20 protein-coding genes and 3 pseudogenes are annotated in these 25125 nt (G+C 57.2%); 10 read left to right on the top strand and 13 right to left on the bottom strand.

Translation table 11 applies throughout. From position 1 onward, the window contains the following. The first annotated feature begins 74 nt into the window (after positions 1 to 74). Positions 75 to 401, top strand: coding sequence for a hypothetical protein (locus WH277_RS15590; RefSeq protein WP_339505904.1), 327 nt, complete (start codon positions 75 to 77; stop codon positions 399 to 401). A gap of 64 nt (positions 402 to 465) precedes the next feature. On the opposite strand, the gene icd is transcribed toward WH277_RS15590, so the two are convergent. After that, positions 466 to 1716: an NADP-dependent isocitrate dehydrogenase gene (icd, locus tag WH277_RS15585; protein WP_339505903.1), complete on the bottom strand. Its 1251-nt coding sequence runs from the start codon at positions 1714 to 1716 to the stop codon at positions 466 to 468. A 103-nt stretch (positions 1717 to 1819) separates the two neighbouring features. On the opposite strand from icd, the gene rluE reads away from it, so the two are divergent. The 9 genes and pseudogenes from rluE (at position 1820) to WH277_RS15540 (ending at position 10204) form a co-directional block, all read left to right on the top strand. Then, on the top strand, positions 1820 to 2476 hold the full coding sequence (gene rluE / locus WH277_RS15580; RefSeq protein ID WP_159337283.1) for a 23S rRNA pseudouridine(2457) synthase RluE: 657 nt from the start codon (positions 1820 to 1822) through the stop codon (positions 2474 to 2476). A 48-nt stretch (positions 2477 to 2524) separates the two neighbouring features. Next, positions 2525 to 2981, top strand: a pseudogene (locus WH277_RS15575) (NUDIX domain-containing protein). Positions 2982 to 3041: 60 nt separating this feature from the next. Continuing rightward, positions 3042 to 3790: pseudogene (locus WH277_RS15570) on the top strand (MnmA/TRMU family protein). Positions 3791 to 3873: 83 nt separating this feature from the next. After that, a complete protein-coding gene (gene hflD / locus WH277_RS15565; protein WP_339457392.1) occupies positions 3874 to 4518 on the top strand; it encodes a high frequency lysogenization protein HflD in 645 nt (214 codons plus the stop codon). A gap of 28 nt (positions 4519 to 4546) precedes the next feature. Continuing rightward, the gene (gene purB, locus WH277_RS15560) at positions 4547 to 5917 is read left to right on the top strand and encodes an adenylosuccinate lyase (RefSeq protein WP_133843292.1); all 1371 of its coding nucleotides are present in this window, start codon (positions 4547 to 4549) and stop codon (positions 5915 to 5917) included. 181 nt (positions 5918 to 6098) lie between these two features. Further along, a complete protein-coding gene (phoP, locus tag WH277_RS15555; RefSeq protein ID WP_133843291.1) occupies positions 6099 to 6767 on the top strand; it encodes a two-component system response regulator PhoP in 669 nt (222 codons plus the stop codon). A gap of 2 nt (positions 6768 to 6769) precedes the next feature. Continuing rightward, on the top strand, positions 6770 to 8230 hold the full coding sequence (gene phoQ, locus WH277_RS15550) for a two-component system sensor histidine kinase PhoQ (protein WP_133843289.1): 1461 nt from the start codon (positions 6770 to 6772) through the stop codon (positions 8228 to 8230). Between the two features lie 78 nt (positions 8231 to 8308). After that, a complete protein-coding gene (locus tag WH277_RS15545; RefSeq protein ID WP_339457385.1) occupies positions 8309 to 9436 on the top strand; it encodes a ribosomal protein uL16 3-hydroxylase in 1128 nt (375 codons plus the stop codon). A gap of 108 nt (positions 9437 to 9544) precedes the next feature. After that, positions 9545 to 10204: an O-methyltransferase gene (locus WH277_RS15540; RefSeq protein WP_133843285.1), complete on the top strand. Its 660-nt coding sequence runs from the start codon at positions 9545 to 9547 to the stop codon at positions 10202 to 10204. A 162-nt stretch (positions 10205 to 10366) separates the two neighbouring features. Here WH277_RS15540 and WH277_RS15535 read toward each other — a convergent pair whose 3' ends face one another. The 12 genes and pseudogenes from WH277_RS15535 to WH277_RS15480 form a co-directional block, all read right to left on the bottom strand. Further along, positions 10367 to 12346: a hydantoinase B/oxoprolinase family protein gene (locus WH277_RS15535; protein WP_339505902.1), complete on the bottom strand. Its 1980-nt coding sequence runs from the start codon at positions 12344 to 12346 to the stop codon at positions 10367 to 10369. Continuing rightward, positions 12336 to 14396 (bottom strand): annotated as a pseudogene (locus WH277_RS15530) (hydantoinase/oxoprolinase family protein). The gene WH277_RS15535 and the pseudogene WH277_RS15530 overlap by 11 nt, the downstream one beginning before the upstream one ends. Further along, positions 14393 to 14863, bottom strand: a complete 471-nt coding sequence (locus WH277_RS15525) for a GNAT family N-acetyltransferase (RefSeq protein WP_171149686.1) — start codon at positions 14861 to 14863, stop codon at positions 14393 to 14395. The pseudogene WH277_RS15530 and the gene WH277_RS15525 overlap by 4 nt, the downstream one beginning before the upstream one ends. Before the next feature lie 215 nt (positions 14864 to 15078). Beyond that, positions 15079 to 15585, bottom strand: coding sequence for an Lrp/AsnC family transcriptional regulator (locus tag WH277_RS15520; RefSeq protein ID WP_105594848.1), 507 nt, complete (start codon positions 15583 to 15585; stop codon positions 15079 to 15081). Between the two features lie 138 nt (positions 15586 to 15723). Next, positions 15724 to 17040 carry a 4-aminobutyrate--2-oxoglutarate transaminase gene (gene gabT / locus WH277_RS15515; protein ID WP_133843277.1) on the bottom strand — a complete coding sequence of 439 codons (1317 nt, stop codon included), beginning with the start codon at positions 17038 to 17040 and terminating at the stop codon, positions 15724 to 15726. A gap of 138 nt (positions 17041 to 17178) precedes the next feature. Continuing rightward, on the bottom strand, positions 17179 to 18312 hold the full coding sequence (locus WH277_RS15510; RefSeq protein WP_133843275.1) for a M20 aminoacylase family protein: 1134 nt from the start codon (positions 18310 to 18312) through the stop codon (positions 17179 to 17181). A gap of 1 nt (position 18313) precedes the next feature. Next, positions 18314 to 19240: a 2-hydroxyacid dehydrogenase gene (locus WH277_RS15505; protein WP_159337288.1), complete on the bottom strand. Its 927-nt coding sequence runs from the start codon at positions 19238 to 19240 to the stop codon at positions 18314 to 18316. Beyond that, a complete protein-coding gene (locus tag WH277_RS15500) occupies positions 19240 to 20088 on the bottom strand; it encodes a GNAT family N-acetyltransferase (RefSeq protein WP_159337289.1) in 849 nt (282 codons plus the stop codon). The genes WH277_RS15505 and WH277_RS15500 overlap by 1 nt, the downstream gene beginning before the upstream one ends. Before the next feature lie 9 nt (positions 20089 to 20097). Beyond that, on the bottom strand, positions 20098 to 21429 hold the full coding sequence (locus WH277_RS15495; RefSeq protein WP_339505901.1) for an NAD(P)/FAD-dependent oxidoreductase: 1332 nt from the start codon (positions 21427 to 21429) through the stop codon (positions 20098 to 20100). A 207-nt stretch (positions 21430 to 21636) separates the two neighbouring features. After that, positions 21637 to 23301: an ABC transporter ATP-binding protein gene (locus WH277_RS15490; protein WP_339505900.1), complete on the bottom strand. Its 1665-nt coding sequence runs from the start codon at positions 23299 to 23301 to the stop codon at positions 21637 to 21639. Then, positions 23298 to 24152, bottom strand: coding sequence for an ABC transporter permease (locus WH277_RS15485; protein ID WP_133843266.1), 855 nt, complete (start codon positions 24150 to 24152; stop codon positions 23298 to 23300). The genes WH277_RS15490 and WH277_RS15485 overlap by 4 nt, the downstream gene beginning before the upstream one ends. Beyond that, a complete protein-coding gene (locus WH277_RS15480; protein WP_133843264.1) occupies positions 24152 to 25105 on the bottom strand; it encodes an ABC transporter permease in 954 nt (317 codons plus the stop codon). The genes WH277_RS15485 and WH277_RS15480 overlap by 1 nt, the downstream gene beginning before the upstream one ends. Between the last annotated feature and the right edge of the window lie 20 nt (positions 25106 to 25125).

Here is a 25125-nt window from a genome sequence, read left to right as displayed (position 1 = left end):
TCGTGTTATTCAAGGAGACTTACCATGGTAAACCCTACTCTGTCCTTACTGCTTATCCTGTGCCGGGGTAACTGATGAGTGCTCATAAATGGATTAGCGATTTTTTCGTGGTTTTCTTCGGGCAGGACTCTGACGAATACGGAGATACTTATCCGGAAATTGTTGATACTGCCTTTAAAACCATCTCCAGGCATGGCATGCAACATATTGATGATTTGATTAATGGCATCGATCTGTTTCGGGAAACTTATACCGATAATGAGTCTGCGGCATCGGCTTTAAACACGTTGACGCACGGATTGGCTGGTGACACCCATTATTACACCCCAACGCTACTTGATTTCCTGGCGTGGCTATCTGCCTCTCTGAAGCAAAAACGTGAAGAATATCACGCTAAATAATTCGAAACTGAAAATAAAAACGGGAACCCTAAGGTTCCCGTCAGCACAGCATCAGCAGGGCTGATTACATATGTTTGATCATCGCGTCGCCAAACTCTGAAGCTTTCAGCAGTTTAGCGCCTTCCATCTGACGCTCGAAGTCATAGGTCACGGTTTTGGCAGCAATTGCGCCTTCCATGCCTTTAACAATCAGGTCAGCGGCTTCGAACCATTCCATATGACGCAGCATCATTTCTGCAGACAGGATGATAGAACCTGGGTTCACTTTATCCTGGCCAGCATACTTAGGTGCAGTACCGTGGGTGGCTTCAAACAGTGCACATTCGTCACCGATGTTAGCACCCGGAGCAATACCGATACCGCCCACCTGCGCCGCCAGGGCGTCAGAGATGTAGTCACCGTTCAGGTTCATACAGGCAATTACGTCATACTCAGCCGGACGCAGCAGGATCTGCTGCAGGAAGGCATCGGCGATCACGTCTTTAATGACGATCTCTTTGCCGGTGTTCGGGTTCTTCACCGTCATCCACGGACCACCATCGATCAGCTCACCGCCGAATTCTTCTTTCGCCAACTGGTAACCCCAGTCTTTGAAAGCGCCTTCGGTGAATTTCATGATGTTGCCTTTGTGAACCAGCGTTACAGAATCACGGTCATTAGTGATTGCGTATTCGATGGCTGCACGCACCAGACGCTGGGTGCCCGCTTCTGAACATGGCTTAACGCCGATACCGCACTGCTCAGGGAAGCGAATTTTCTTCACGCCCATTTCATCACGCAGGAACTTGATGACTTTATCTGCTTCCGGCGTACCCGCTTTCCACTCGATACCCGCATAGATATCTTCGGAGTTCTCACGGAAAATCACCATATCGGTGTCTTCCGGGCGTTTCACCGGGCTTGGTGTGCCGGTGTAGTAACGGACAGGACGCAGGCAGATGTACAGATCAAGCTGCTGACGCAGGGCAACGTTCAGGGAACGAATACCGCCGCCGACCGGGGTGGTCAGTGGGCCTTTGATGGCAACGCGATATTCTTTAATCAGGTCGAGGGTTTCTTCTGGTAACCAGACATCCTGGCCGTAAAGCTCTACCGATTTCTCACCGGTGTAAATTTCCATCCAGGAAATTTTACGCTCACCGTTGTAAGCTTTCTGCACAGCGGCATCAACAACTTTGATCATCACTGGAGACACGTCAACGCCAATGCCATCACCTTCGATAAACGGGATGATTGGATTGTTAGGTACGTTGAGTTTTCCCTGATCCAGGGTGATTTTCTGACCTTCCGCCGGAACAACTACTTTGCTTTCCATTAACCTCTCCTTCGAGCGCTTTTTTTTGTTAATGACTTGTAAGATGCGCGTCAATACTACTTGAATATTGACTCCGCGCCAATCATCTCGGGATTGCGGTATAATGCACTCATTGTTACTCAGTGCAAAGACCATGCGAAAATCTTCCTTGACGAATCATCACCCTGGGCGTTCCGGCCCGCGCCGCGCCGCCAAACCAGCCGTTAAAGGCCCACGTTGCGTGGTGCTGTTTAATAAGCCCTTTGATGTGTTGCCCCAGTTCAGCGATGAAGCCGGGCGCCGCACGCTAAAAGATTATGTTCCCCAGCCGGGTATTTATGCTGCCGGGCGCCTTGACCGTGACAGCGAAGGGCTGATGGTGCTGACCAATGACGGCGCACTCCAGGCCACGCTGACCCAGCCCGGTAAACGCACCGGAAAAATCTATTTTGTACAGGTCGAGGGCGATCCGCAGGAGAGTGACCTGCAACCGTTACGCACTGGCGTAAATCTGAAAGATGGCCCCACCCTGCCCGCCGGGGTAGAAAAAGTGGCCGCCCCCGACTGGTTATGGGATCGTCAACCTCCGATTCGTGAGCGCAAAGCGATTCCAACCTGCTGGCTGAAAATCACCCTGTTTGAAGGGCGTAACCGTCAGGTACGTCGAATGACGGCGCATATTGGCTTTCCCACCCTGCGGCTGATCCGTTTCTCCATGGGTGCGTTACAGTTACAGGGTCTGGCGCCAGGCGAATGGCGTGATATCAGCAACGAAATCTGACTTTTTAACGCGCGGCACGCTGCGCGTCTTAACCGAATGGAGAACATTATGTTTAAACCGCACGTCACCGTAGCCACGGTGGTACAGGCTGAAGGACAGTTTCTGGTAGTAGAAGAACGTGTGCGTGGACGCACAACATGGAACCAGCCTGCGGGTCATCTGGAAGCGGATGAAACGCTGCTTCAGGCGGCGGTGCGTGAACTGTCGGAAGAGACAGGCATTGATGCGATCCCCCAGGCCTTTTTACGTCTGCACCAGTGGATTGCCCAGGATAACACCCCGTTCCTGCGTTTCCTGTTCGCCCTGGATCTGCCTGAAGCAATCGACACCTATCCCCAGGACCGCGATATTGATCGTTGCTGGTGGCTGCCGCCGCAGGAGATCATGACGTCAAAAAAACTGCGCTCACCGCTGGTCGCAGAAAGCCTGCACATTTATCAAACCGGGCCGCGCTAGCGCCTTCCAGTGGCCGTTTAGCGAGAGTGCGCAGGTCGCCGACGCGTGATAGAATGCCGCGCAATTTTATCAGAGTCGCCTTTTACGGCTCCTTAAAGTCGGACAAGCAATGTTGAACAGTTCTAACAGCCAGAAAAAAGTGATCGTCGGGATGTCCGGCGGCGTTGACTCCTCCGTTTCTGAAGGCCTGTTTATGAAAAACTGGGAGGAGGATGATGGTGAGGAGTATTGCACCGCAGCGGAAGATTTAGCCGATGCGCAGGCAGTCTGTGACAAGCTCGGTATCTATCTGCATACGGTCAATTTTGCCGCCGAATACTGGGACAATGTGTTTGAACACTTCCTGGCGGAATACAAAGCGGGCCGTACGCCCAATCCTTGCTGAACAGCTTGATTTGATCACGGCCGATTGTCTCCGTTGACGGCGACACCGTGGGGCAGCATCAGGGTCTGATGTACCACACGCTGGGCCAGCGCAAAGGGCTGGGCATCGGCGGTACCAAAGACGGTAACGAAGAGCCCTGGTACGTGGTCGATAAAGACGTGGCGAACAATGTGCTGGTGGTTGCTCAGGGCCACGACCATCCGCGTCTGATGTCCACGGGCCTGATTGCTCAGCAGTTGCACTGGGTGGATCGCGAAACGCTGACCGCGCCACTGCGCTGCATGGTGAAAACCCGCTATCGCCAGGAAGATATCCCCTGCACTGTCACCCCGCTGGATGCTGAACGTATTGAAGTACGTTTTGACCAGCCGGTGGCGGCCGTAACGCCTGGGCAGTCTGCGGTTTTCTATATCGATGAAGTCTGCCTGGGTGGCGGCATCATCGAACAGCGTCAGCCGCTGGTTAACGCATAAGCGGGTTAACACATCAACAGTCGGGCCGCAGAATAGCAGCCAACGTACCAGCAGCCTGAAGTCTGGCGTATACAGGAGTTACCGTGGCGAAGAATTACTATGATATTACTCTGGCACTGGCTGGCATCTGCCAGTCCGCTCACCTGGTGCAGCAACTGGCACACCAGGGACAGTGCCCGCCCGATGCGTTAAAAACATCGCTGAAGAGCCTGCTGGACCTGAACCCGTCATCCACACTGGCGGTGTTCGGTAACGACGAAGCAAACCTGCAGTTTGGTCTGGAAACCCTGCTGGCCGTGCTGAACAGCAACAGCCGCCAGGGTCTGGGCGCCGAACTGACGCGTTACACGCTGAGTATGATGGTGCTGGAGCGTAAACTGAACGCCAGCAAAACGGCACTGAATGAGTTGTCCAGCCGTATTGCCCAGCTCGATCGCCAACTGGCGCACTACGATCTGGAATCCGATACCCTGTTAAGCGCGATGGCAGGGATTTATGTCGATGTAATCAGCCCGCTCGGCCCGCGTATCCAGGTCACCGGTTCACCGGCTGTCCTGCAGAATAGTCAGGTACAGAGCAAAGTTCGTGCAACATTGCTGGCGGGTATCCGTGCAGCGGTGTTGTGGCAGCAGGTCGGCGGTGGCCGTCTGCAGCTGATGTTTTCCCGTAACCGCTTAGTCAATGAGGCAAAAGCGATTCTGGCCCGCCTTAACGGGACCCCAACCTGATTTTTTAACCGATCCTGGAGCAGCAACAATGGAATTATCCTCTCTGACCGCCGTCTCACCTGTAGATGGCCGTTATGGCGACAAAGTCAGCCCACTGCGTGGTATTTTCAGCGAATATGGCCTGCTGAAATTCCGCGTTGAGGTTGAAGTTCGCTGGTTACAGAAACTGGCAACCTGCGCTGCGATCAAGGAAGTTCCTGCATTTGATGCCGACGCAAACGCTTACCTTGATGCTATTGTCAGCAGTTTCAGCGAAGAAGACGCTGCGCGCATCAAAACCATTGAGCGCACCACCAATCACGATGTGAAAGCAGTGGAATACTTTCTGAAAGAGAAAGTGGAATCCGTCCCTGCCCTGCACGCGGTATCTGAATTTATTCACTTCGCCTGTACTTCAGAAGATATCAATAACCTGTCACACGCGCTGATGCTGGAAACCGCACGCCGTGAGGTGATTGTGCCTTACTGGAACAAAATCATCGTCGCCGTGAAGGACCTGGCGGTGCAGTACCGTGATATCCCATTGCTGTCGCGCACCCACGGCCAGCCTGCAACGCCGTCAACGCTGGGTAAAGAGATGGCGAACGTTGCCTATCGCTTTGAGCGTCAGTTGCGCCAGTTAGAACGCATTGAAATCCTGGGTAAAATCAACGGTGCCGTGGGCAACTACAACGCCCACATCGCGGCGTACCCGGAAGTGGACTGGCATGAATTCAGTGAAACCTTCGTGACGTCATTGGGCGTGACATGGAATCCGTACACCACGCAGATCGAGCCGCACGACTACATTGCCGAGCTGTTTGACTGCATGGCGCGCTTTAACACCATTCTGATCGACTTCGATCGTGATGTCTGGGGTTACATCGCACTGAACCACTTCAAGCAGAAAACCATTGCGGGTGAAATCGGTTCTTCCACCATGCCGCACAAGGTGAACCCGATTGACTTCGAAAACTCCGAAGGCAACCTGGGCCTGGCTAACGCCATGATGCAGCACCTGGCCAGCAAACTGCCGGTATCACGCTGGCAGCGCGACCTGACCGACTCCACGGTACTGCGTAACCTCGGCGTGGGCGTGGGTTATGCGCTGATCGCTTATCAGGCAACGCTGAAAGGCATCTCCAAACTGGAAGTGAACCGCGCGCGTCTGCTGGACGAGCTGGATCACAACTGGGAAGTGCTGGCTGAACCGATCCAGACAGTCATGCGCCGTTACGGCATCGAAAAACCTTACGAGAAGTTGAAAGAACTGACGCGCGGTAAACGTGTTGACGCTGAAGGCATGAAAACCTTCATCGACGGACTGGATCTGCCGGAAGACGAGAAAACTCGCCTGAAACAGATGACCCCGGCCAACTATATCGGCCGCGCCATCCAGATGGTTGACGACCTGAAATAATCTCGCCCCACCGGGCCGGCTCAGTCGGCCCGTGTTAACCTCTTGTTTATCTGATCTCCCCTATACTTAACGCCTGTTGTGCCCCCAAAAAAAGCGAGCCACCGTTCGGGCTATTGCACCTTCAGGTCTCCTGGGGCTATGTTGTTAATTCTGGTTATTTGATCTTATTAAGGATTCGGTTATGCGAGTGTTAGTTGTGGAAGATAATCCGCTGCTGCGTCATCATCTGGCGGTGCAGTTGCGTGAGATGGGCCACCAGGTTGATGCCGCCGAAGACGCGAAAGAAGCCGACTATTTCCTCAATGAACACACACCGGATATTACCCTGGTCGATCTCGGGCTGCCGGATGAAGACGGCATGGCGCTGATCCGCCGCTGGCGCAGCCAGGAAGTCCGTCAGCCGATTCTGGTCCTCACCGCGCGTGACGGCTGGCAGGCTAAAGTTGAAGCACTGGAAGCCGGTGCCGATGATTACGTGACCAAGCCCTTTCATATTGAAGAGGTCGTGGCCCGGATGCAGGCGTTGATGCGCCGCAACAGCGGGTTAGCCTCGCAAATTATCACCCTGCACCCTTTTCAGGTGGATCTCTCACGCCGTGAGCTGACGATCAATGAGCAGCAGATCAAACTGACCGCCTTCGAGTACACCATTATTGAAACGCTGATACGCAATGCAGGCAAAGTAGTCAGCAAAGACTCGCTGATGCTGCAACTCTACCCCGATGCCGAACTGCGCGAGAGTCACACGATTGATGTGCTGATGGGCCGCTTACGCAAAAAAATCCTGGCAGAGCACGCTCAGGACGTCATCACTACGGTGCGCGGTCAGGGCTACCGCTTCGATCTCTGAGCATGTTTAACTGGCGCCGCAAAAAACCGCTTTCGCTGCGGGTCCGTTTCTTACTCGCTACCGCAGCGGTCGTGTTAACCATGTCGCTCTCCTACGGCATGGTGGCGGTCATCGGTTATGTGGTGAGCTTCGATAAAAACACCTACCGCGTGCTGCGCAGCGAAAGTAATCTGTTTTTCACTCTCTCCCAGTGGCAGGACAATAAGCTGACTATCGTGCAGCCTGAGCGCATGACGCTCAATTTTCCTGCGCTGGTGTTTATTTACGACAATAACGGCAAACTGCTGTGGCAACAGCGCGACGTCCCCGATATTCGCAGCAAGATCCGCCGCGAATGGCTGAATAAGTCGGATTTTTATGAGATCGACACCAATAATCACACCAGCCGCGAAGTGCTGGGCAACGATCGGGATGCACAAAGTAAACTCAGCGCCTATGACGATGATGGCAACGATACCTTCACCCACTCGGTGGCGGTGAACCGTTATGATGCCACGCCCAACCTGCCGGCGCTGACCATTGTAGTGGTCGACTCCATTCCGCAAGAGCTACAACACTCTGACGTGGTGTGGTCGTGGTTCAGCTATGTCTTGCTGGCCAATCTGCTGCTGATTATCCCGTTGCTGTGGCTGGCAGCCCACTGGAGTCTGCGTCCGATTGGCGCACTGGCGGCCCAGGTCCGTGAGCTGGAAGGTGGCAATCGCGACACGCTTGATCCCGCCCCGCCCCAGGAGCTAAAAGGGCTGGTGCGAAATCTGAACCTGCTGCTGGATAACGAACGCCAGCGCTACACCCGTTACCGCACAACGCTGAGCGATCTGACGCACAGCCTGAAAACCCCGCTGGCGGTGCTGCAAACTACGCTGCGTTCGCTGCGCGGTGAACGCAATCTCTCCATCGAACAGGCCGAACCGATCATGCTGGAGCAGATCAGCCGTATCTCCCAGCAGATTGGCTATTACCTGCATCGCGCCAGCATGCAGGCCGATCACCATGCACTGAAGCGCGATGTGCATTCGGTGCCGGCCCTGCTCGACGGGCTGTGCTCGGCACTGAATAAAGTCTATCAGCGAAAAGGCGTTGTTCTGACGCTGGATATTTCACCGGAGGTGATTTTCGTCGGTGAGCAGAACGATTTTATGGAAGTGATGGGCAACGTACTGGATAACGCCTGCAAATACTGCCTGGAGTTCGTTGAGGTCAGCGTGCAACAGACGGAAAAAACACTGCTGCTTATCGTTGAGGATGATGGTCCTGGCATTCCGGAGAACAAGCGTGACCTGGTGTTTATTCGCGGTCAGCGTGCCGATACACTGCGCCCCGGCCAGGGGCTGGGCCTGTCACTGGCACGCGATATCCTCGAACAGTACGCGGGGGATATTCGTGCCAGCACCAGCGAGCTTGGCGGCGCACGTATGGAAGTCGAATTCCAGCGCCAGGAAATGCTGCACAAGCACGAGTAATTTTCCCCCCGGCCATGACATTACACAGTGGCCGTGCGCTGTTATAATCTTTCCACTTACGCGTTTCAGGAAACCATCATGGATTATCAGCTCGATCTCAACTGGCCCGATTTTATTCAGCGCTACTGGCAGAAACGCCCGGTAGTCCTCAAGCGCGGTTTCAAAAACTTCGTAGACCCTATTTCACCCGACGAACTGGCGGGTCTGGCGATGGAGAATGAAGTCGACAGCCGTCTGGTGAGTCACCAGGAGGGTAAATGGGAAGTCAGCCATGGCCCGTTTGAGAGCTTTGATCATCTTGGCGAAAATAACTGGTCACTGCTGGTACAGGCCGTTGACCACTGGCATGAACCTTCTGCCGCCCTGATGCATCCCTTCCGGATGATTCCCGACTGGCGCGTTGACGATCTGATGATCTCCTTCTCGGTGCCGGGCGGTGGCGTTGGCCCTCACTTCGACCAGTATGATGTGTTTATCATTCAGGGAACCGGCCGTCGTCGCTGGCGTGTGGGTGAAAAAACAGAGCTGAAACAGCACTGTCCGCACCCGGACCTGCTCCAGGTTGAACCCTTTGACGCGATTATCGATGAAGAGATGGAGCCGGGCGATATTCTTTACATCCCGCCAGGATTCCCGCACGAAGGCTACTCACTGGAAAACGCGATTAACTATTCAGTCGGTTTCCGTGCGCCAAGCGGACGTGAACTGATCAGCGGCTTTGCTGATTACGTGCTGGCACGTGAGCTGGGCAGCCGTCGTTTCAGCGATCCGGATGTGCAGCCACGCGAACATAATGCAGAGATCCTGCCTGACGAACTCGATGGTATTCGCGCCATGATGATGGACGTCATCAACCAGCCTGAGCACTTTAACCAGTGGTTCGGTGAGTTTGTTTCGCAGTCGCGCCACGAACTGGATGTCGCCCCGCCGGAACCGCCTTATCAACCGGATGAGATCTACGATGCGCTGCAACAGGGTGACAGGCTGTCACGCCTTGGCGGCCTGCGCGTGGTCTCGATTGGTCAGGCCGTATTTATTAACGGTGAGCAGGTGGAATCGCCGCACCGTGCAGCCCTGACCGCACTGGCGAACGATTTAACGCTGGGCCAGGATCAGTTCGGCGATGCGCTGGACGACCCGTCCTTCCTCGCCCAGCTGGCCGCGCTGGTCAACAGCGGCTACTGGTATTTTGCTGACGCAGAGTAATCCCTGCACGGGGCGGCCAGAAAAAGTCGCCCCGTCCCCTTCAGGCCCGATACCTTCCACGCTGCCCTCAGCGACAATTACCCCGTCAATTATGTGAAAGGAAACCCCATGAATCAGCCACGCTGGACACAGGTCGACCAATATCTGGTGGAACAACTGGTGCCACAGGATGCGGCACTGCTGGCCGCGCTGGAAAACAACCAGGCCGCCGGGTTACCTGCCATTGATGTGGCCCCGAATCAGGGAAAACTGCTTAATCTGTTGGCGAAAATGGTCGGCGCAAAACGCATTCTGGAAATCGGAACGCTGGGCGGCTACAGCACACTGTGGCTGGCGCGGGCGCTGCCGGATGACGGAAAAGTGATTACCCTGGAGTATGAAGCGCATCACGCAGAGATTGCCGCGCAGAATATTCGACGTGCCGGGCTGGAGAGCAAGGTCACGATCCGCGTGGGTGCCGCACTGGATACCCTGCCCACACTGGCTGACGCAGCGCCTTTTGATATGATCTTTATTGATGCCGACAAACGCAATAATCCGGCCTATCTGGAGTGGGCAATACAGTACTCACGTTCAGGCACCCTGATTATTGGTGATAACGTCGTGCGTAACGGACGGGTTGCCGATGGGGATACCAGCGACTGGAACATCCAGGGGGTGCGTGATTTTCTTTCGCAAATGGGCAGCGACCCGCGTCTGGATGCCACCGCCATTCAGACCGTGGGTGCCAAAGGCTGGGATGGGTTCTCGCTGGCGCTGGTGAAGTAATATTATCCCGGACCAGAAGGTTCCGGGACGATATTGGCCAGCGAAATCATCATCCCGGATACTATGACTGCAGGAAAAAATTAAACATATTTAAAATACAAAACAATCCCCACACAAATCCCGTTATTCGGGACGTCTCGCAGAATTTGTGGGGGGAAATCATTACACCGCGCCCAGCGCCGGGAACCGCAGCTTAAGCTCCGCAAACAACTGCGACATCTGTTCATCCAGCGTCAGCTCATTGCCCTCACCCGCTTTCACCGCCGCAAAAACCTGGTGCTTAAGGAAGTGACGCCACACGACCGGTTGCTGCGCCAGAAATGCGGTCAGCAGTTGATAACGTTCTGGGGTCCAGACCGCTTCAAAGGTGCGCCGGGCTTCGCCCACATCAAAGTGTTCGCCGTTCCCCTCCGGCATAGCGGCACGCAGACGGGCTGTACCGACTTCGTCGATCTCACCGCGCTGCAACGCCACACCGTACTGCTCACGCGCCGCCTGCTGCGTCAGGAAACCACACTGTACATCCTGCAGAACCGCCTGCACCCGGCGGTGTTTCGCCAGTCCGTAGCCTCCCGCGCCCGGGCCTTTGATGGCCACCACATCGCCAGGACCACAGTGGATCACATCGGTATTTCCGTGTTCCGTCACCCGGCCATCCGCATGTTCAGTACGGAACCATGAGGTACTTCCGGCCCGCCCACCGGCCGCCCCCGCAGAAGAGAAGACGGAGCGGTTACGGTTACGCGCCGTAATGGTGGTGTTCGGTGCAAATACCTCAAAGGCCATTTCCGTCGCCAGCCCACCGCGATACTCTCCGGCCCCTGCGCTGTCCGTCGCCAGACCATAACGCAGAAAACGCACCGGGACCTCGGCTTCATTGATCTCAATCGGTGTGTTTTTCAGGAAGGCTGACAGACCACCGGAACCGTCCGGGCCATCATGTTTCGGTGTACCGCCCGCACCGCCGCCGACCGGGCCGAGCGAGGCAACCACACTGCGATTCAGCCCATCCACGGTACGAATATTGATAATCGAGTTACCGCCCGGTGAGTTCGCCGGCAGGCGCTCCGGCATCGCCAGCGAGAAAGCACCGACGGTGGCAATCTGAGACATGGCGCAGGTCAGAGAGCGCATGCCGACAGCGGCCGGGGCTTCACAGTTCATGATAGTGCCCGGCGGCAGGATTGCCCGCGTTGGCCGCAGCGTACCGGCATTGAGCAGTAGCGAACGATCCAGCGTCGAGAGGACATAGGTCACGCCAACCAGAGCCAGCGGGTGACGTTCGCGCCCGCCGGTTGGCATATTCAGCGATGACATCAATTGCGGATCGCTGCCGGTATAATCCAGCTCCAGGCTGTCGCCTTTAACACGCAGTGTCACGGCAATGCGGCACGGATAGCCGCCTTCGCCATCTTCATCCGCGTAATCGGCATAGAAGTAGTCACCGTCCGGAATGGTGCTGATAATGCCGCGTGCCTGTTGTTCGGCATAATCAAGAATACCGTCAATCCCGGTGAGGAAATCATCAATACCAAAGCGGGCGATAATCTCCTGTACCTTACGTTCACCAATATTCACGGACGCGATCTGGGCATTAAAGTCGCCCCAGTTCTGATCCGGCGCACGCACGTTAAGCCGCATAATGCGTGCCACTTCATGGTTCAGCACGCCACCGTTGATGATTTTCAGCGGCGGGATGCGGATGCCTTCCTGCACGATTTCCGTCAGCGAACGCGACAGGGAAGCCGGTACCGCACCGCCCACGTCAGTGTTGTGAATATGCCCCACCACAAAACAGGTAATTTCTCCTTCATGAAATACCGGCTTCCAGATATGAATATCCGGTGAATGCGTGGCGACATTGCCCGCGTAGGAATCATTGGTGATGCAGATATCCCCTTCCTGGTAGCCATCAATCAGCTCCAGCACCGGGCCATAATCAATACCGCTGTACCAGGGGGCGCCAAAGCTGCGCGGCGATGCAAATGCCAGACCGTCACGGCTGACAATCTGACAGGAGAAATCTTCCGTCTCTTTAACAAACGTCGAATGCGCGGTGCGCATCAGGGTAAACGCCATCGCATCGGCCGCCGCCGCGCAGTAGTTGGCGAGAATTTGCAGGTTACGACCATCAATTGCCATGATGCGCTCCGGTTTGCGGGGTAATAATCAGGTTGCCATAGTGGTCAACATCGACCTGCATTTGCGGGGGAACACAGGTGGTGCAGTCATCCTGTGCAATGATCACCGGGCCGGTGAGCTGGTGCCCGGCGAACAGCGCACCGCGTGACACCACATCCACCTGCCACCAGCGTCCGTCAATCCAGGCTTCAACCTGGCGCACGACCGGCACCGGCCCCTCAGCCGCCGCCAGCGTTGTCAGGCGCGGTTTTGGGGTGGGCGATGACAGCACCAGCCGCAGGTTGATCAACTGCACAGCGGCCTCTGCATCATGATGACCAAACAACCGGGTATGATGCCCATCGAAGGCACTGCGGATCGCCGCCAGATCGCCCTCCAGCAACCATGACGGTTGCAGCACCACATCGATCTCAAAAGACTGGCCGCGATAACGCATATCGGCCGAGAAGCTGAGTTCGTATGGCAAATCTGCACCATATTCACGCGCCAGCCAGCCTTCGGCTTCGGTGCGAAGCTGTTGGGCATTCTGTTGCAGGCGGTCGCTGACCGCCGCCGTCAGATCGCAGTACAGCGTGCGGATAAAGTCGTTTTTGATGTCGGCGACCAGCCCACCGAGCGCAGACAGTACGCCCGGTGTCGGCGGCACCCCCACGCCTTTCAGTTTCAGCTCACGCGCCAGGAAGCAGCCCATCATCGGCCCGGCACCGCCGAAGGCGAGGAAATAGAACTCGCGCGGGTCGAGGCCAAAGCGTGAGATCAGTCCGCTGGTGTCGCTGTACATACTGGAGATGGCCAGTGCGATAATATTTTCTGCCGTCTCTTCAATGCTGATCCCCAGCGGTTCTGCCAGTTTACCGACCGCTGCACGCGCCCCGGCCACATCCACCTGCACCGCGTTATAACCCAGATCGCCGTGACCAATCAGGCCACAGGCAGCAAAGGCATCCGTGGCGGTGGCTTCAGTGCCGCCACGACGGAAGCACACCGGGCCAGGCAGGGAACCGGCGCTGTCCGGGCCAACCTGCAACACGCCGAGGCTGTCAATCCAGGCGATAGACCCCCCGCCCTGACCGACCGAGGTGACAGAAACAGAGGGAATATAAATGGGGAAGTCCCCGATAATTTCACCGCTGCCGTATTCCGGGCGGCCATTGATAATCACCGCCACATCGGCGCTGGTACCGCCGATATCCAGGCTCAACAGTCGGTCGAAGCCGCAGCTTTCCGCAATATAGCTGGCCCCCATCACCCCGGAGGCAGTGCCGGACAGCACCATCTGTACGCATTCGGCTTTGGCCTGCGCCAGCCCCATCACCCCACCGTTGGATTTGGTAATACGCGGCGGCACCGGCACCCCCATCTCCTTTAACGCCCGCTCGAAAGAGTCCAGATAGTGGATCACTTTCGGCTGCACATAGGCGTTAATCACGGCGGTAATGGTACGCTCGTATTCACGGATAATCGGCCAGATCTCTGCCGAACAGGAGGTCAGCAGTTCGGGAGCCAGTTCGGCAACCATCTCACGCACCAATGCTTCATTGCTGCCGTTGCGATAGCTGTGCAGCAGCGAAACCACGATGCCTTCACAGCCTGCCGCACGGGCAGCGTCAACCGCATTGACCACGCTCTGGCGGTCAACAGGCTGTAGCACTTTGCCATCACGGTCAGTACGTTCGGTAATCGCAAAGACCCGGTCACGGGAGATTAACGGCGTCGGCCGGCGCGAGAACAGATCGTGAATATGGGGAATTTTAAGCCGGGCCAGTTCCAGGACATCGCAGAACCCCTCCGTGGCGAACAGCGCCAGCCTGACCCCTTTACGCTGGATCACCGCGTTCACGCCAACGGTGGTGCCGTGAGTAAAATAGGTAATCTCTGTCGGATCAATGCCGTCGCGCTGCGTAAACGCCGCCAGCCCGGTCGTGATTTAGCTGCCCGGACTGTCAGGGCGGGGCAGCACTTTCAGGGTACGGATGCTATTATCACGCTCGTCCAGCAGCGCAAAATCCGTAAACGATCCGCCAATATCGACGCCAACGCGGTAACTCATGGGGTGTTTTCCTCTGGTGGGGTGGGAACAAATTCCATCAATCGTTGTGGCTTTTCTACTGACTGCCATCCTGCACGGCGATAGACCTCGTGGGCATCGTCGGTGGCCAGCATCCAGCGTTTTATCGTGTGTAATTCCGGGTGGGTCAGGATGGTCGCGGCAAACCAGCCGCCAAGGCCTTTGCCGCGATGCGCATCATCAATCATCACATCGCTGAGGTAGGCAAAGCGGCTGTAGTCGGTGATCAACCTCCCAAAGCCCACCTGCTGCTGCTGATGATAAATACCGAATGCCAGGGAAGCCGCGAGAGAGCGTTCGGTCATCTCCCGCGTCTGCCCCTGCGCCCAGTAACTCTTTTCGGCGATCTGACGATGAACCCAGTCAATATCGAGTTTTTGCGGGTCACTGCTTAACAGATAGTCATCGCGCTGCCATTCGGCAATGGCGGGCACAAGCGGCTTCAGCATAAGGATTCCTGACTCTTTTTTTAGCGGATAAAAAGAGTGTAAGGCCTTTAGCGGCAGGAGTTTTTTGGTTCATAGCGGGTAAGACGGCGTTTTGTGGGGAATTGGTGGGAAGTGGGGAAATATTCTGCCGGGGGAGTTCAGCCATCCCGGGCGCGGCATGCCACGCCCCTACGGGAGTAAGTCGCTGTAGGGGGGGGGGCATGCCCGCCCCGCGGTTAAAACTCAACCTGGGTATGGCGCGTAATCAGCGAGCGCAGAGGCACACTGCTTTTCATAATCGGCGATTTAATCACGATATAACTGAAGTATTTGTCGATGCCCACTTTGGCATCCAGCAGTCCCTCAATCACTTCCTGATAATGCTCAATACTGCGGGTAATAAAGCGCAGCAGATAGTCATAACCACCGGTAATCAGGTGGCATTCCATCAGTTCATCCACCTCGCGGATGGCGTTCTCAAACTTCATAAAATCTTCGCGGCGATGGCCGGAAAGCGTCACTTCAGTGAAAACAGTGACCGAGTCGGTGATTTTCGTCAGATTGATGTGGGCCTCATAACCGGTAATAAAACCCGCGGTTTCAAGGCGCTTTACGCGTTGCAGGCAGGGGCTGGGCGAAAGCCCAACGGCATCGGCAAGGTTCACATTGCTGATACGGCCATCTTTCTGTAGCTGCACCAGAATATTAATATCGATACGGTCCAGTTTCATTAAGCCGTTCATAGAACCCCTTCATTGTTTTACATCACTCAAATGGTATAACACGCTTTCAACAACTTACGCCAGTGTTTTACCGCGCTATACCCTTCGAGCGTTATCATCAATAACTGCAATAATATCAATGAGGAAGCATCTTTATGATTAGCCTAAACGCCCCGTTGCACGCGCCAGTGCGATATCAAAAATATGCAGCGCCTCTTCCAGCTGGGAATCACTGGTGACCAGCGGTGCCAGGAAACGCACGGTATTGCGATGCAGACCACATTTAATCAGTAACAATCCTTCCTGGCAGGCGCAATCGAGGATTTTCTGCGTCAATGCCGCATCCGGCTGTTTGTTTTCGAAGTCGATAATCTCCACCGCCTGCATAAAACCAATGCCGCGCACTTCACCAATACAGGCGTATTTGTCGGCCAGCTGTTGCAGACGTGCATTCAACTGCACACCGAGCTGGTTAGAACGCTCCAGCAGATTACCCTGCTCAAACAGATCGAGCACCGCCAGCGCAGCCGCGCAGCCCAGCGCGTTACCGCCATAGGTACCGCCCAGCCCGCCCGGGGTCGGTGCATCCATAATGGCCGCTTTCCCCACCACGCCAGATATCGGCAGGCCGCCGCCGAGGCTTTTCGCCACGGTGACCAGATCCGGCACAATGCCGGTGTGCTGGAAGCCAAACATCTTGCCGGTGCGACCAAAGCCGGTCTGCACTTCATCGCAGATCAGCAGAATGCCGTGACGTTCAGTGATGTCGCGCAGTGCCTGCATAAACGCCGGAGACGCCGTCAGGAAGCCACCATCGCCCTGCACCGGCTCGATAATCATCGCCGCCACACGCTCAGGCAGGATCTGCACCGCAAACAGGGTATCCAGCGCTTTTAAGCAATCTTCTTCAGAAATATCGTGGAACGCATTCGGGAAGGGCACACGGTAAATATCCCCCGGGAACGGGCCGAAGTTCTGCTTATAAGGCTGGCTCATGCCGGTTAAGGTCACACCTAATAAGGTACGTCCGTGGAACGCACCATCGAAAGCAATAATGCCGGGACGGTTAGTATGTGCACGCGCAATTTTCACGGCATTTTCTACGGCTTCCGCGCCGCTGGTGAAAAAGACACTTTTAAATTCTTCGCCCGCGCCAACCAGCTTATTCAGGCGTTTTGCCAGCTCGATATAGCCCGGGTAGGCCGCCACCTGGAAACAGGCGTGGGTCACCAGCTGCAGCTGCTCGGTAACGGCATTGATCACCGCCGGATGACTGTGGCCAACGTTTAATACGCCAATCCCGCCGACGAAATCTAAATAACGATTCCCTTCCACATCCCAGACTTCAGAACCTTTGCCTTTGGCAATAACGATCGGGTGTGCGGTCACTACGCCACGGGGAACATTTTCTGCACGAGCGTCCAGAAACAGGGCGTTATCAGAGAATGTCTGCTGTTCAGCCAGTAAATTGTGCATTTATTTGCCTCATTGACGTGAAGATGAATAGTTGCCCTTAGCGGGCATGGGTCAAGTATCGCAATAAGCCGTAAGGGAAAGCTGCCGTTCAACGGGCGGCGGCAGCATTAACTTTCGTAATTCGTCCTAAACGTTGGATTAAATTTTTACCGCCAGCGTTTCCTGCACCACCGCACAAAACCAGCGGATGCCGTACGGGATCAGCGCATCGTTAAAGTCGTATTCAGAGTGATGCAGCGGGCGGCTTTCCGCAGAGCCCAGCCAGACATAAGCGCCCGGTTTTGCCTGCAACATGAAGGAGAAATCTTCCGAGGTCATCGCCGGTTTCGGTGCGGTGCCGTGCTCAAGCCCGGCACGGCGTGCGGCATTCAGTGCAACACCGGCTTCATATTCGCTATTGAGGGTGGCCGGATAGTAACGGTCATAGGTTACGCTGGCCGTCAGCCCGTGCGCTGCCGTCACATGCTGCGCCAGTTCGCGCATTCGCTGTTCAATGCGGTCCTGCACCGCGCTGTCGAAGGTGCGTACAGTACCGGTCAGGGTTGCCTGTGCCGGGATCATATTGTGTGAGAAGCCGCCGTTAATACGCGTCACCGTCAACACCGCCGGATCGCAGGGGTCAAGATCGCGGCTGATGATAGTGTGCAGCGCCACCACCAGCTCACTGGTCGCCAGCAGGGTATCCGGCGTCAGCTGTGGCTGTGCGGCATGGCCGCCGCCACCTTCGACCGTGATGCTGAACGCATCGCCCGCCGCCATAATCGGCCCCGGCCGCGTCTGCACGGTGCCCAGCGGGAGCTGTGGCCAGTTGTGAATGGCGTAAACTGCATCACAGGGGAAGCGGGTAAACAGGCCGTCGTCGATCATCGCCTGCGCCCCGGCCAGCCCCTCTTCCGCAGGCTGGAAGATAAAATTCACCGTCCCGTCAAAATCCGGGTCGGCAGCCAGCTGTTCGGCGGCCCCCAGCAGCATCACGGTATGTCCGTCATGGCCACAGGCATGGCATCTGCCGGGCTGCTGGCTTTTCCACGGCTGGCTTCCGTTATCTTCCATCGGCAGCGCATCCATGTCAGCACGCAGACCGATTGCCCGCGTGCTGGTGCCGCGTTTCAGCACCCCCACCACGCCGGTTTTCCCGATACCGCGATGGACTTCCAATCCCAACGCAGTGAGAAAGTCAGCCACCAGGCCGCTGGTACGGTGCTCGTGATAACCCAGTTCGGGATGCTGATGCAGATCTCGCCGCAGTGCGACTAAATGCGCCCTATCCATATCAATATCCTTTGTCGCGATCGACCACGCCGATCATGGATTCTCCGCGTTCATAGCGGCGAATATTCTCCAGCAGTGCCTTCACTGCACTTTCTGGCTGCGTCTGGCTGGCAATATGGGGCGTCAGCCAGATCGCCGGATGCTGCCAGAAGGCATGCCCGGCGGGCAGCGGCTCCGGCGCGGTGACATCCACCACGGCGGCACTCATCTGCTGGCTGTCGAGCGCACTGACTAAATCCTCGTGATTAAGCTGCGCACCGCGCCCAACCTGCACCAGCGCGGCACCAGCGGGCAGCTGGCTGAACAGATCGGCATTCAGCATCCCTTCCGTGCTGGCCGTCAGCGGCAGCAGGCAGATCAGAATGTCCGTGCGCGCCAGGAATTCAGTCAACTGTTCGTTACCGGCCCAGCAGCGTACACCCGGCAGATCGCGCGGCGTACGGCTCCAGCCACCACAGTCAAAGCCCATCGCCACCAGCGGCTTCAGTACCGCCTCGCCCAGCGTGCCCAGGCCCATCACGCCAATACGCCGGCTGGCTGCGGTATGCACACTGTGCACCTGCCAGAGGCCATCGCGCTGCTGTTGCAGGTAGCGCGGCATATCACGATGCAGGCCCAGCACGGCAAAAGTCACGTATTCCACCATCCCGCTGGTGAGGCCGGGTTCAATCATCCGCACCACCGGCAGCCCAGGCGGCAGGCTGGCATAGTCGAACTGATCGGCCCCTGCTCCCACGGAAAACAGCACTTTCAGATTCGGAAACTGCTGCATAATATTGTCCGGCGGCACCCAGGCGACCAGGTATTCAACGTCTTCCGGGTTACCGATATCCGGCCACAGGCGGAAGCTGGCGGCGGGGGCCAGTTTTGCTACCAGGGCGGCCCATTTATTCCCGCGTTCGGGTTCTGACTTATAGACAATGTTCATCAGGCCAGCGCCTGGCTCATCAGCCCATACGCCTGCATCCCGCCCGCTTCTGGCTGCCACGGCACGCCTTTGTACATGGTGGTCGGTGCATCCACTTCCACCATCCCCACGTCATTCAGCCACGGGCCCAGCCCCGCTGAACGGTCGGTATCAATACGCACAAACTCCCCACTGACACCGCTTAACAGCTGGCTGACCAGTAATTTCGCATTCGACAGCGTGCGTGCGATCACCGGGCCGATAGCATAGCCATGACCAAAACGACGCAGGCAGGCAAAACCCGCCGCCGTGCCATTCTCTTCCAGCACCAGGAAACGCTCCGCGCTGTCGATCAGGTTGGCGATCAACAGGGGGCGATGCTGTCCCAGCGCCTGACGATCCAGCGCCGTCAGCAGCGCTGCATCCTGTCCCCCGGCAACACGTAAGCGCTGCTGCGGGCCACAGGCAATTGCCTTGATGGCAGGCAGTTCGCGGCACTGATGCTGCTCGACATGTCCGGTGGCGACAAAGCCCAGTTTTTCATACAGCGGCTGCCCCGCCTCCGTGGCGTGCAGACGCACATTGCTGCCCTCAAGCGCCGCCAGCGTCTGCTGCATCAGCTGTTTACCAATGCCGCGCCCCTGCTGTGCGCCATCGACAATCACCAGTCCGAGGGTGGCGTAGTCACGCCCCCAGCGCCAGCGCAGCGCGGTGCCAATCACCTCACCATTTTCCTGCGCCACCAGGCCTTCCCCCAGCAGAAGAGCCTGCTGCCAGTCAGCGCGGCGGTGTGGCCACTTCATCTGCTGCGTCAGGGCAAATGCCGCATCCAGATGATTTTCATTCATTGCAACGAATTCAATAGTCATTTCAGCTCCTTACATCATGCCCGGCGCATCAAGGCCGGAACCGTCGATCAGACGCTCATAGCGGAACGGCGTCGGGTCAACAATCGGGGTATCTTTGGTGGCGAGATCGGCCGCCAGGCGACCGGCACCGGGGCCAATGCCGAAACCGTGGGCGCTGTAACCCGCCGAGAGAATCAGACCCGGCAGTTTACCCACCGGGGAGATCACCGGTACCGCATCGGCGGTGCTGTCGATCATCCCGCCCCAGGCCTGCTCCAGACGCACGTTTTCCATAGACGGGAACTCTTTGCGCATCGCACTCAGCCCTTCCTGCACCATCGCCATATCCGGTGCCGGGTCAAGAATGCGCACTTTTTCGAACGGCGAGATGCCATCCATCTGCCAGCGTGCCAGCGATTCCGGGCCGTTGAGGAACGGGCCAAGGCCAAGATTAATGGTCAGGTTTTTGCGCCGCGCTTTAAAGGTCGGGTAGAACTGGCGTGCATAGCGCAGCCCCTGAAAACCGGGTTCAAGACGCCCGCGGCCTGAGACGGAAACGGTATAGCTGCCATCCAGCTGCGGACGGCAGGCGAAGCCCGGAGTATACAGCGGCAAAGCAATTTTCTGTTCGATAGGTGCGGTACGGAATGCCGTACCAATCACATTACCCAGCGGCAGATCGATGCCGTGGCGGCGGCAGAACATCGATGTCCAGGCCCCACCGGCGCAGATCACGCTGCTGGTTTTAATTAAGCCGCGTTCAGTCAGCACACCGCTGACGCGTCCCGCCGAGATATCCAGCCCGCGCACCGCGCACTGCTGAAAGACCATTGCGCCCAGGCGCTGAGCCGCAATCGCCAGACCGGGTGCCGCAAGTGAAGGTTCAGCGTGGCCGTCAGTCGGTGAAGAAACACCACCCAGCCAGGCGCTGGAACTGCCCGGCGTCATCGCTCTGGCGCGTTCAGCGGTCAGAATTTCGCTGTGGAAGCCATACCCTTTCGCCATGGCGTTCCAGGCTTCCCAGGCATTAATGTCCTCCTGGTTTTTGGTGGCGTACACCAGCCCGCTGCGACGAAAGCCCAGCTCTTCACCGGTTTCCACACCCAGTTCTTCCCAGCGTTGCAGCGCATATTGAATTAAGGGCAGTTCGCGCTCGTCGCGGTTCTGCTGGCGGCACCAGCCCCAGTTACGGCTCGACTGTTCGCCGCTCACCAGACCCTTTTCAATCAGCACTACGCTGACGCCTTTTTTGGCCAGCTCATAGGCGGCGGCCGCTCCGGCAATGCCGGCGCCGATCACCACCACATCCGCTGCGGGCGGAAAATGAGGGCTGTCCTGTACGTATCGAATCGGTGCGGGCATGTTATTCCTTACCTGAAAATAGTGTCTTCATCTGTGGGTGAGGTGTGCCTCACCCCTACGAAAATAGGTTTTTATGCGCAAGGCGTGCCTCAGCCCTGAGTAAATATGTTTTATGGGTGAGGCGTGCCTCACCCCTACGGGCATTGATATCGTCGCCGGGCATCCCCGGTGAACGTAGGGGTCAGGCATGCCTCACCCGGTATAACATCACAAGGCGATATCACTCTCTTCGTGCTCATCAAGCCAGCCCTGACGCAGCTCTGGCACCGCGCGTTTCAGGCGCTCATAGTACAGCTCGGTCGACGGTTTGTCGTAGTCGGCACGCGCCACCTGGGTGACCATACGGCCATTTTTCACCACGATAATCTCATCACACACCGAACGTACCGCGTGCAGATCATGGCTGATAAACAGCACCGACAGACCCAGCTCACGCCGTAACTCGGTGATCAAATCCAGCACCGCAGCGGCCACCACGGTATCCAGCGCCGAGGTCACCTCATCACAGAGGATCAGATCCGGCTCTGCCGCCAGCGCACGCGCCAGGTTCACACGCTGCTTCTGCCCGCCGGAAAGCGACCAGGGCTTACGCCACAGCACGCTGCGCGGCAGGCGCACCAGGTCGAGCAGCTGCAGCATCCGTCTTTCCAGCGCCGCACCGCGCAGCCCGAGGAACAGCTTCAGCGGGCGCTTGAGAATCGTTTCAATGCTGTGCGCCGGGTTAAGCGCGGTGTCCGCCATCTGGAACACATACTGAATGCGGCGCAGCTCGTTCTCCGGGCGCTTATGCATATCTCCGGCGATGTAGTGGCCGTTAAACAGAATATGGCCGCCGCTGGGTTTGTTCATCCCGGCGATAGCGTGTGCCAGGGTGGTTTTACCCGACCCGGACTCACCGATAATGCCGATTGCCTGGCCGCGGTACAGTTTGAAATTAATGTCTTCGAGGATCTTAATCTTCGGCTGGCCGTTGCTGTCCAGTGGGCCATAACCGGCAGAGAGATCGCGCACCTGCAACAGCGGTTGCACGCTCTCATCCTGCGCTTCCCACGGGCTGGGACGCGGCTTCTGCTTCGCGGCTTCCAGCAGCAAATGGCTGTATTCCGCCTGAGGTGCGCGCAGCAACTGCTCAGTGGTGCCGTATTCGGCAATCGCCCCTTTCAACAGCACCAGAATTTTGTCGGCCATCTGCGCTACCACCGCCAGATCGTGGCTGACGTAGATAGCGGTAGTACCACGCTGGCGCACCACGCGGCGGAAGGCTTTCAGCACTTCCACCTGCGTGGTCACATCCAGTGCCGTGGTGGGTTCATCAAGGATCACCACTTCCGGGTCGCTGATCAGCGCCATCGCCGTCATCAGGCGCTGTAACTGGCCGCCGGAGACCTGATGCGGATAGCGGTCACCGATGGTTTCCGGGTTCGGCAGTGCCAGCTCACGGAACAGTTCGATGGCTTTGGTTTCGGCATCGGCGCGGCTCATCACCCCGTGGATCACCACCGGCTCCACCACCTGGTCCATGATTTTCATCGCCGGGTTAAACGAGGCAGCAGCACTTTGTGCGATGTACGCGACTTTGTTGCCACGGAACTGACACAGCTGGCCGGGCGTTAGCGAGGTCACGTCGGTGCCCGCCACGTGCACGGTACCTCCGGCGATCTTACAGCCGTGTCGGGCATAGCCCATCAGCGCCAGTGCAATCGTGGTTTTACCCGAGCCTGATTCACCAATCAGGGCCAGCACTTCGCCTTTCTGCACGGTGAAATGGATATCCGCTACCAGGGAAATCTCGTGGCCATCATCGGCCTGGGCGGTCACACGCAGATTGTCGACAGACACCATCGGCGTTGAGGCATGTGGCGTAATATTCATGCGGTCCCCTTAGCAACAACAGTTAATGAGCGCATCGATTGCAGGCTGTCGATAAACAGGTTGGCGCCGATGGTCAGACTGGCGATCGCCACCGCCGGCATCAGGACCGCAGGCGAACCATCAAACAGCCCTTGCAGGTTTTCGCGTACCAGCGTGCCCCAGTCGGCATACGGCGGCTGCACGCCCAGGCCGAGGAAACTCAGGCCGCTGAGCAGCAGAACGATGTAGACAAAACGCAGACCGAAGTCGGTCAGCATCGGGTGCAGCATATTCGGCAGAATGTCATGGATAGCCACATACAGACGGCTTTCACCGCGCAGACGGGATGCCTGAACATAGTCCATCGAACGCAGGCTCGATGCCATCGCATAGGCGATGCGATACGCCCCCGGCCAGTAGGTAAACACCGCGGTAATAATCAACATCGGCAGCGATGAGCCAAATACAGCGACAATCATCAGCGCAAGGATTTTCCCCGGCAGCACCAGCATGGCATCGTTGATGCGCCCCAGCACCTCCTCCAGCCAGCGCCCGGCCACGGCCGCCAGCAGCGCCAGCAGCGTACCGACCAGGCTGGCCAGCAGTGCGGCGGTCAGCGCCAGGCCAATCGAATAGCGGGCACCAAACAGAATACGGCTGAAGATGTCACGGCCCAGATAATCGGTGCCGAACCAGAACTCACGGCTGAAGTCACCGAACAGCGGACCGCCACCGATATCTTCCAGATTGTGCGGCGCCAGCGCGGTGCCAAACACCGCCATAAAGATCCAGAACAGGGTGATCAGCAGGCCGATTCGGCCGCTGATAGTGAGAGATTGAAAGAAGCGCCACGGCAGCGTCAATGTGTTCATCAGCCCCTCCACTTAGGATTGAACGCGATAGTCAGAATGTCAGCGGCCAGTAACAGCACCAGATAGCAGACGGCGAAGAACATCACGCAAAGCTGCACCACCGGCAGGTCGCGGTTGCTGACCGCATCCACCATCTGGCTGGCCAGCCCCGGATAGCTGAAGATACTTTCGATAATAATCACCCCGCCAAACAGGTAAGAGAGGCTGAGTGAGATAGCATTGGCAATCGGCCCCACCGCATTCGGCAGCGCATGGCGTAGCATGGCGCGCAGCGGTGAAACACCTTTCAGCAGCGTCATTTCCAGATACGGGCTGTCCATCTGGTTGACGATAGCGGCACGCGTCATCCTTGCCATCTGCGCCACCACCACGCAGCACAGTGTCATCACAGGCAGAGCAAAGGTGCGCAGGAAACCGAGGAAATCCTGATGGGTGGAACCCAGCGACATGGCGGGCACCCAGTGCAGTTTGACGGCAAAGATAATCACCGCCACGGTAGCCACCAGAAACTCGGGTACGGCCACCACGGCCATGGTGCTGACCACCAGCGCGCGGTCAAGGAACGACCCGCGCTTCATGGCGGCGGTGATACCGATAAACAGCGCCAGCGGCACCGACACCAGGGTCGTGGTGACGGCGAGCTGGAAGGTGGCCGGAATACGTTGCGCCACCAGTTGCGTCACCGGAAGATTACTGGCGAAGGAGGTGCCAAAGTCGCCCTGAAACATGCCGGCCAGCCAGCTGAAGTAACGCATGATCAGCGGTTGATCCAGTCCAAGCTGCTGGCGCAGTGCCGCGACCGTTTCAGGCGTCGCGGACTGGCCAAGGATCATCTGCGCCGCATCGCCCGGCAGCATGCTGGTGATAAAGAACACCAGTGCCGAAACAATGAGAAGCGTAAGTAAACCCGACCCTATGCGCCGGAATATCAGTGTGAAAATGTACCTGTTCATCGCCATTCTCCTGGTGAAAG

The sequence above is a fragment of the Erwinia sp. MYb416 genome (genome assembly GCF_037479575.1).
GTDB lineage: Bacteria > Pseudomonadota > Gammaproteobacteria > Enterobacterales > Enterobacteriaceae > Erwinia > Erwinia rhapontici.
The sequence above is the reverse complement of the archived record's forward strand: the minus strand, read 5'-3'. Positions and strand labels throughout refer to the sequence as shown.

Coding starts and splice junctions, on each gene's coding strand:
- WH277_RS15590 (WP_339505904.1), top strand. CDS start 75: ATGAGTGCTCATAAATGGATTAGCGATTTTTTCGTGGTTTTCTTCGGG.
- icd (WP_339505903.1), bottom strand. CDS start 1,716: ATGGAAAGCAAAGTAGTTGTTCCGGCGGAAGGTCAGAAAATCACCCTG.
- rluE (WP_159337283.1), top strand. CDS start 1,820: ATGCACTCATTGTTACTCAGTGCAAAGACCATGCGAAAATCTTCCTTG.
- purB (WP_133843292.1), top strand. CDS start 4,547: ATGGAATTATCCTCTCTGACCGCCGTCTCACCTGTAGATGGCCGTTAT.
- phoP (WP_133843291.1), top strand. CDS start 6,099: ATGCGAGTGTTAGTTGTGGAAGATAATCCGCTGCTGCGTCATCATCTG.
- phoQ (WP_133843289.1), top strand. CDS start 6,770: ATGTTTAACTGGCGCCGCAAAAAACCGCTTTCGCTGCGGGTCCGTTTC.
- WH277_RS15545 (WP_339457385.1), top strand. CDS start 8,309: ATGGATTATCAGCTCGATCTCAACTGGCCCGATTTTATTCAGCGCTAC.
- WH277_RS15540 (WP_133843285.1), top strand. CDS start 9,545: ATGAATCAGCCACGCTGGACACAGGTCGACCAATATCTGGTGGAACAA.
- WH277_RS15535 (WP_339505902.1), bottom strand. CDS start 12,346: ATGGCAATTGATGGTCGTAACCTGCAAATTCTCGCCAACTACTGCGCG.
- WH277_RS15525 (WP_171149686.1), bottom strand. CDS start 14,863: ATGCTGAAGCCGCTTGTGCCCGCCATTGCCGAATGGCAGCGCGATGAC.
- WH277_RS15520 (WP_105594848.1), bottom strand. CDS start 15,585: ATGAACGGCTTAATGAAACTGGACCGTATCGATATTAATATTCTGGTG.
- gabT (WP_133843277.1), bottom strand. CDS start 17,040: ATGCACAATTTACTGGCTGAACAGCAGACATTCTCTGATAACGCCCTG.
- WH277_RS15510 (WP_133843275.1), bottom strand. CDS start 18,312: ATGGATAGGGCGCATTTAGTCGCACTGCGGCGAGATCTGCATCAGCAT.
- WH277_RS15505 (WP_159337288.1), bottom strand. CDS start 19,240: ATGAACATTGTCTATAAGTCAGAACCCGAACGCGGGAATAAATGGGCC.
- WH277_RS15500 (WP_159337289.1), bottom strand. CDS start 20,088: ATGACTATTGAATTCGTTGCAATGAATGAAAATCATCTGGATGCGGCA.
- WH277_RS15495 (WP_339505901.1), bottom strand. CDS start 21,429: ATGCCCGCACCGATTCGATACGTACAGGACAGCCCTCATTTTCCGCCC.
- WH277_RS15490 (WP_339505900.1), bottom strand. CDS start 23,301: ATGAATATTACGCCACATGCCTCAACGCCGATGGTGTCTGTCGACAAT.
- WH277_RS15485 (WP_133843266.1), bottom strand. CDS start 24,152: ATGAACACATTGACGCTGCCGTGGCGCTTCTTTCAATCTCTCACTATC.
- WH277_RS15480 (WP_133843264.1), bottom strand. CDS start 25,105: ATGAACAGGTACATTTTCACACTGATATTCCGGCGCATAGGGTCGGGT.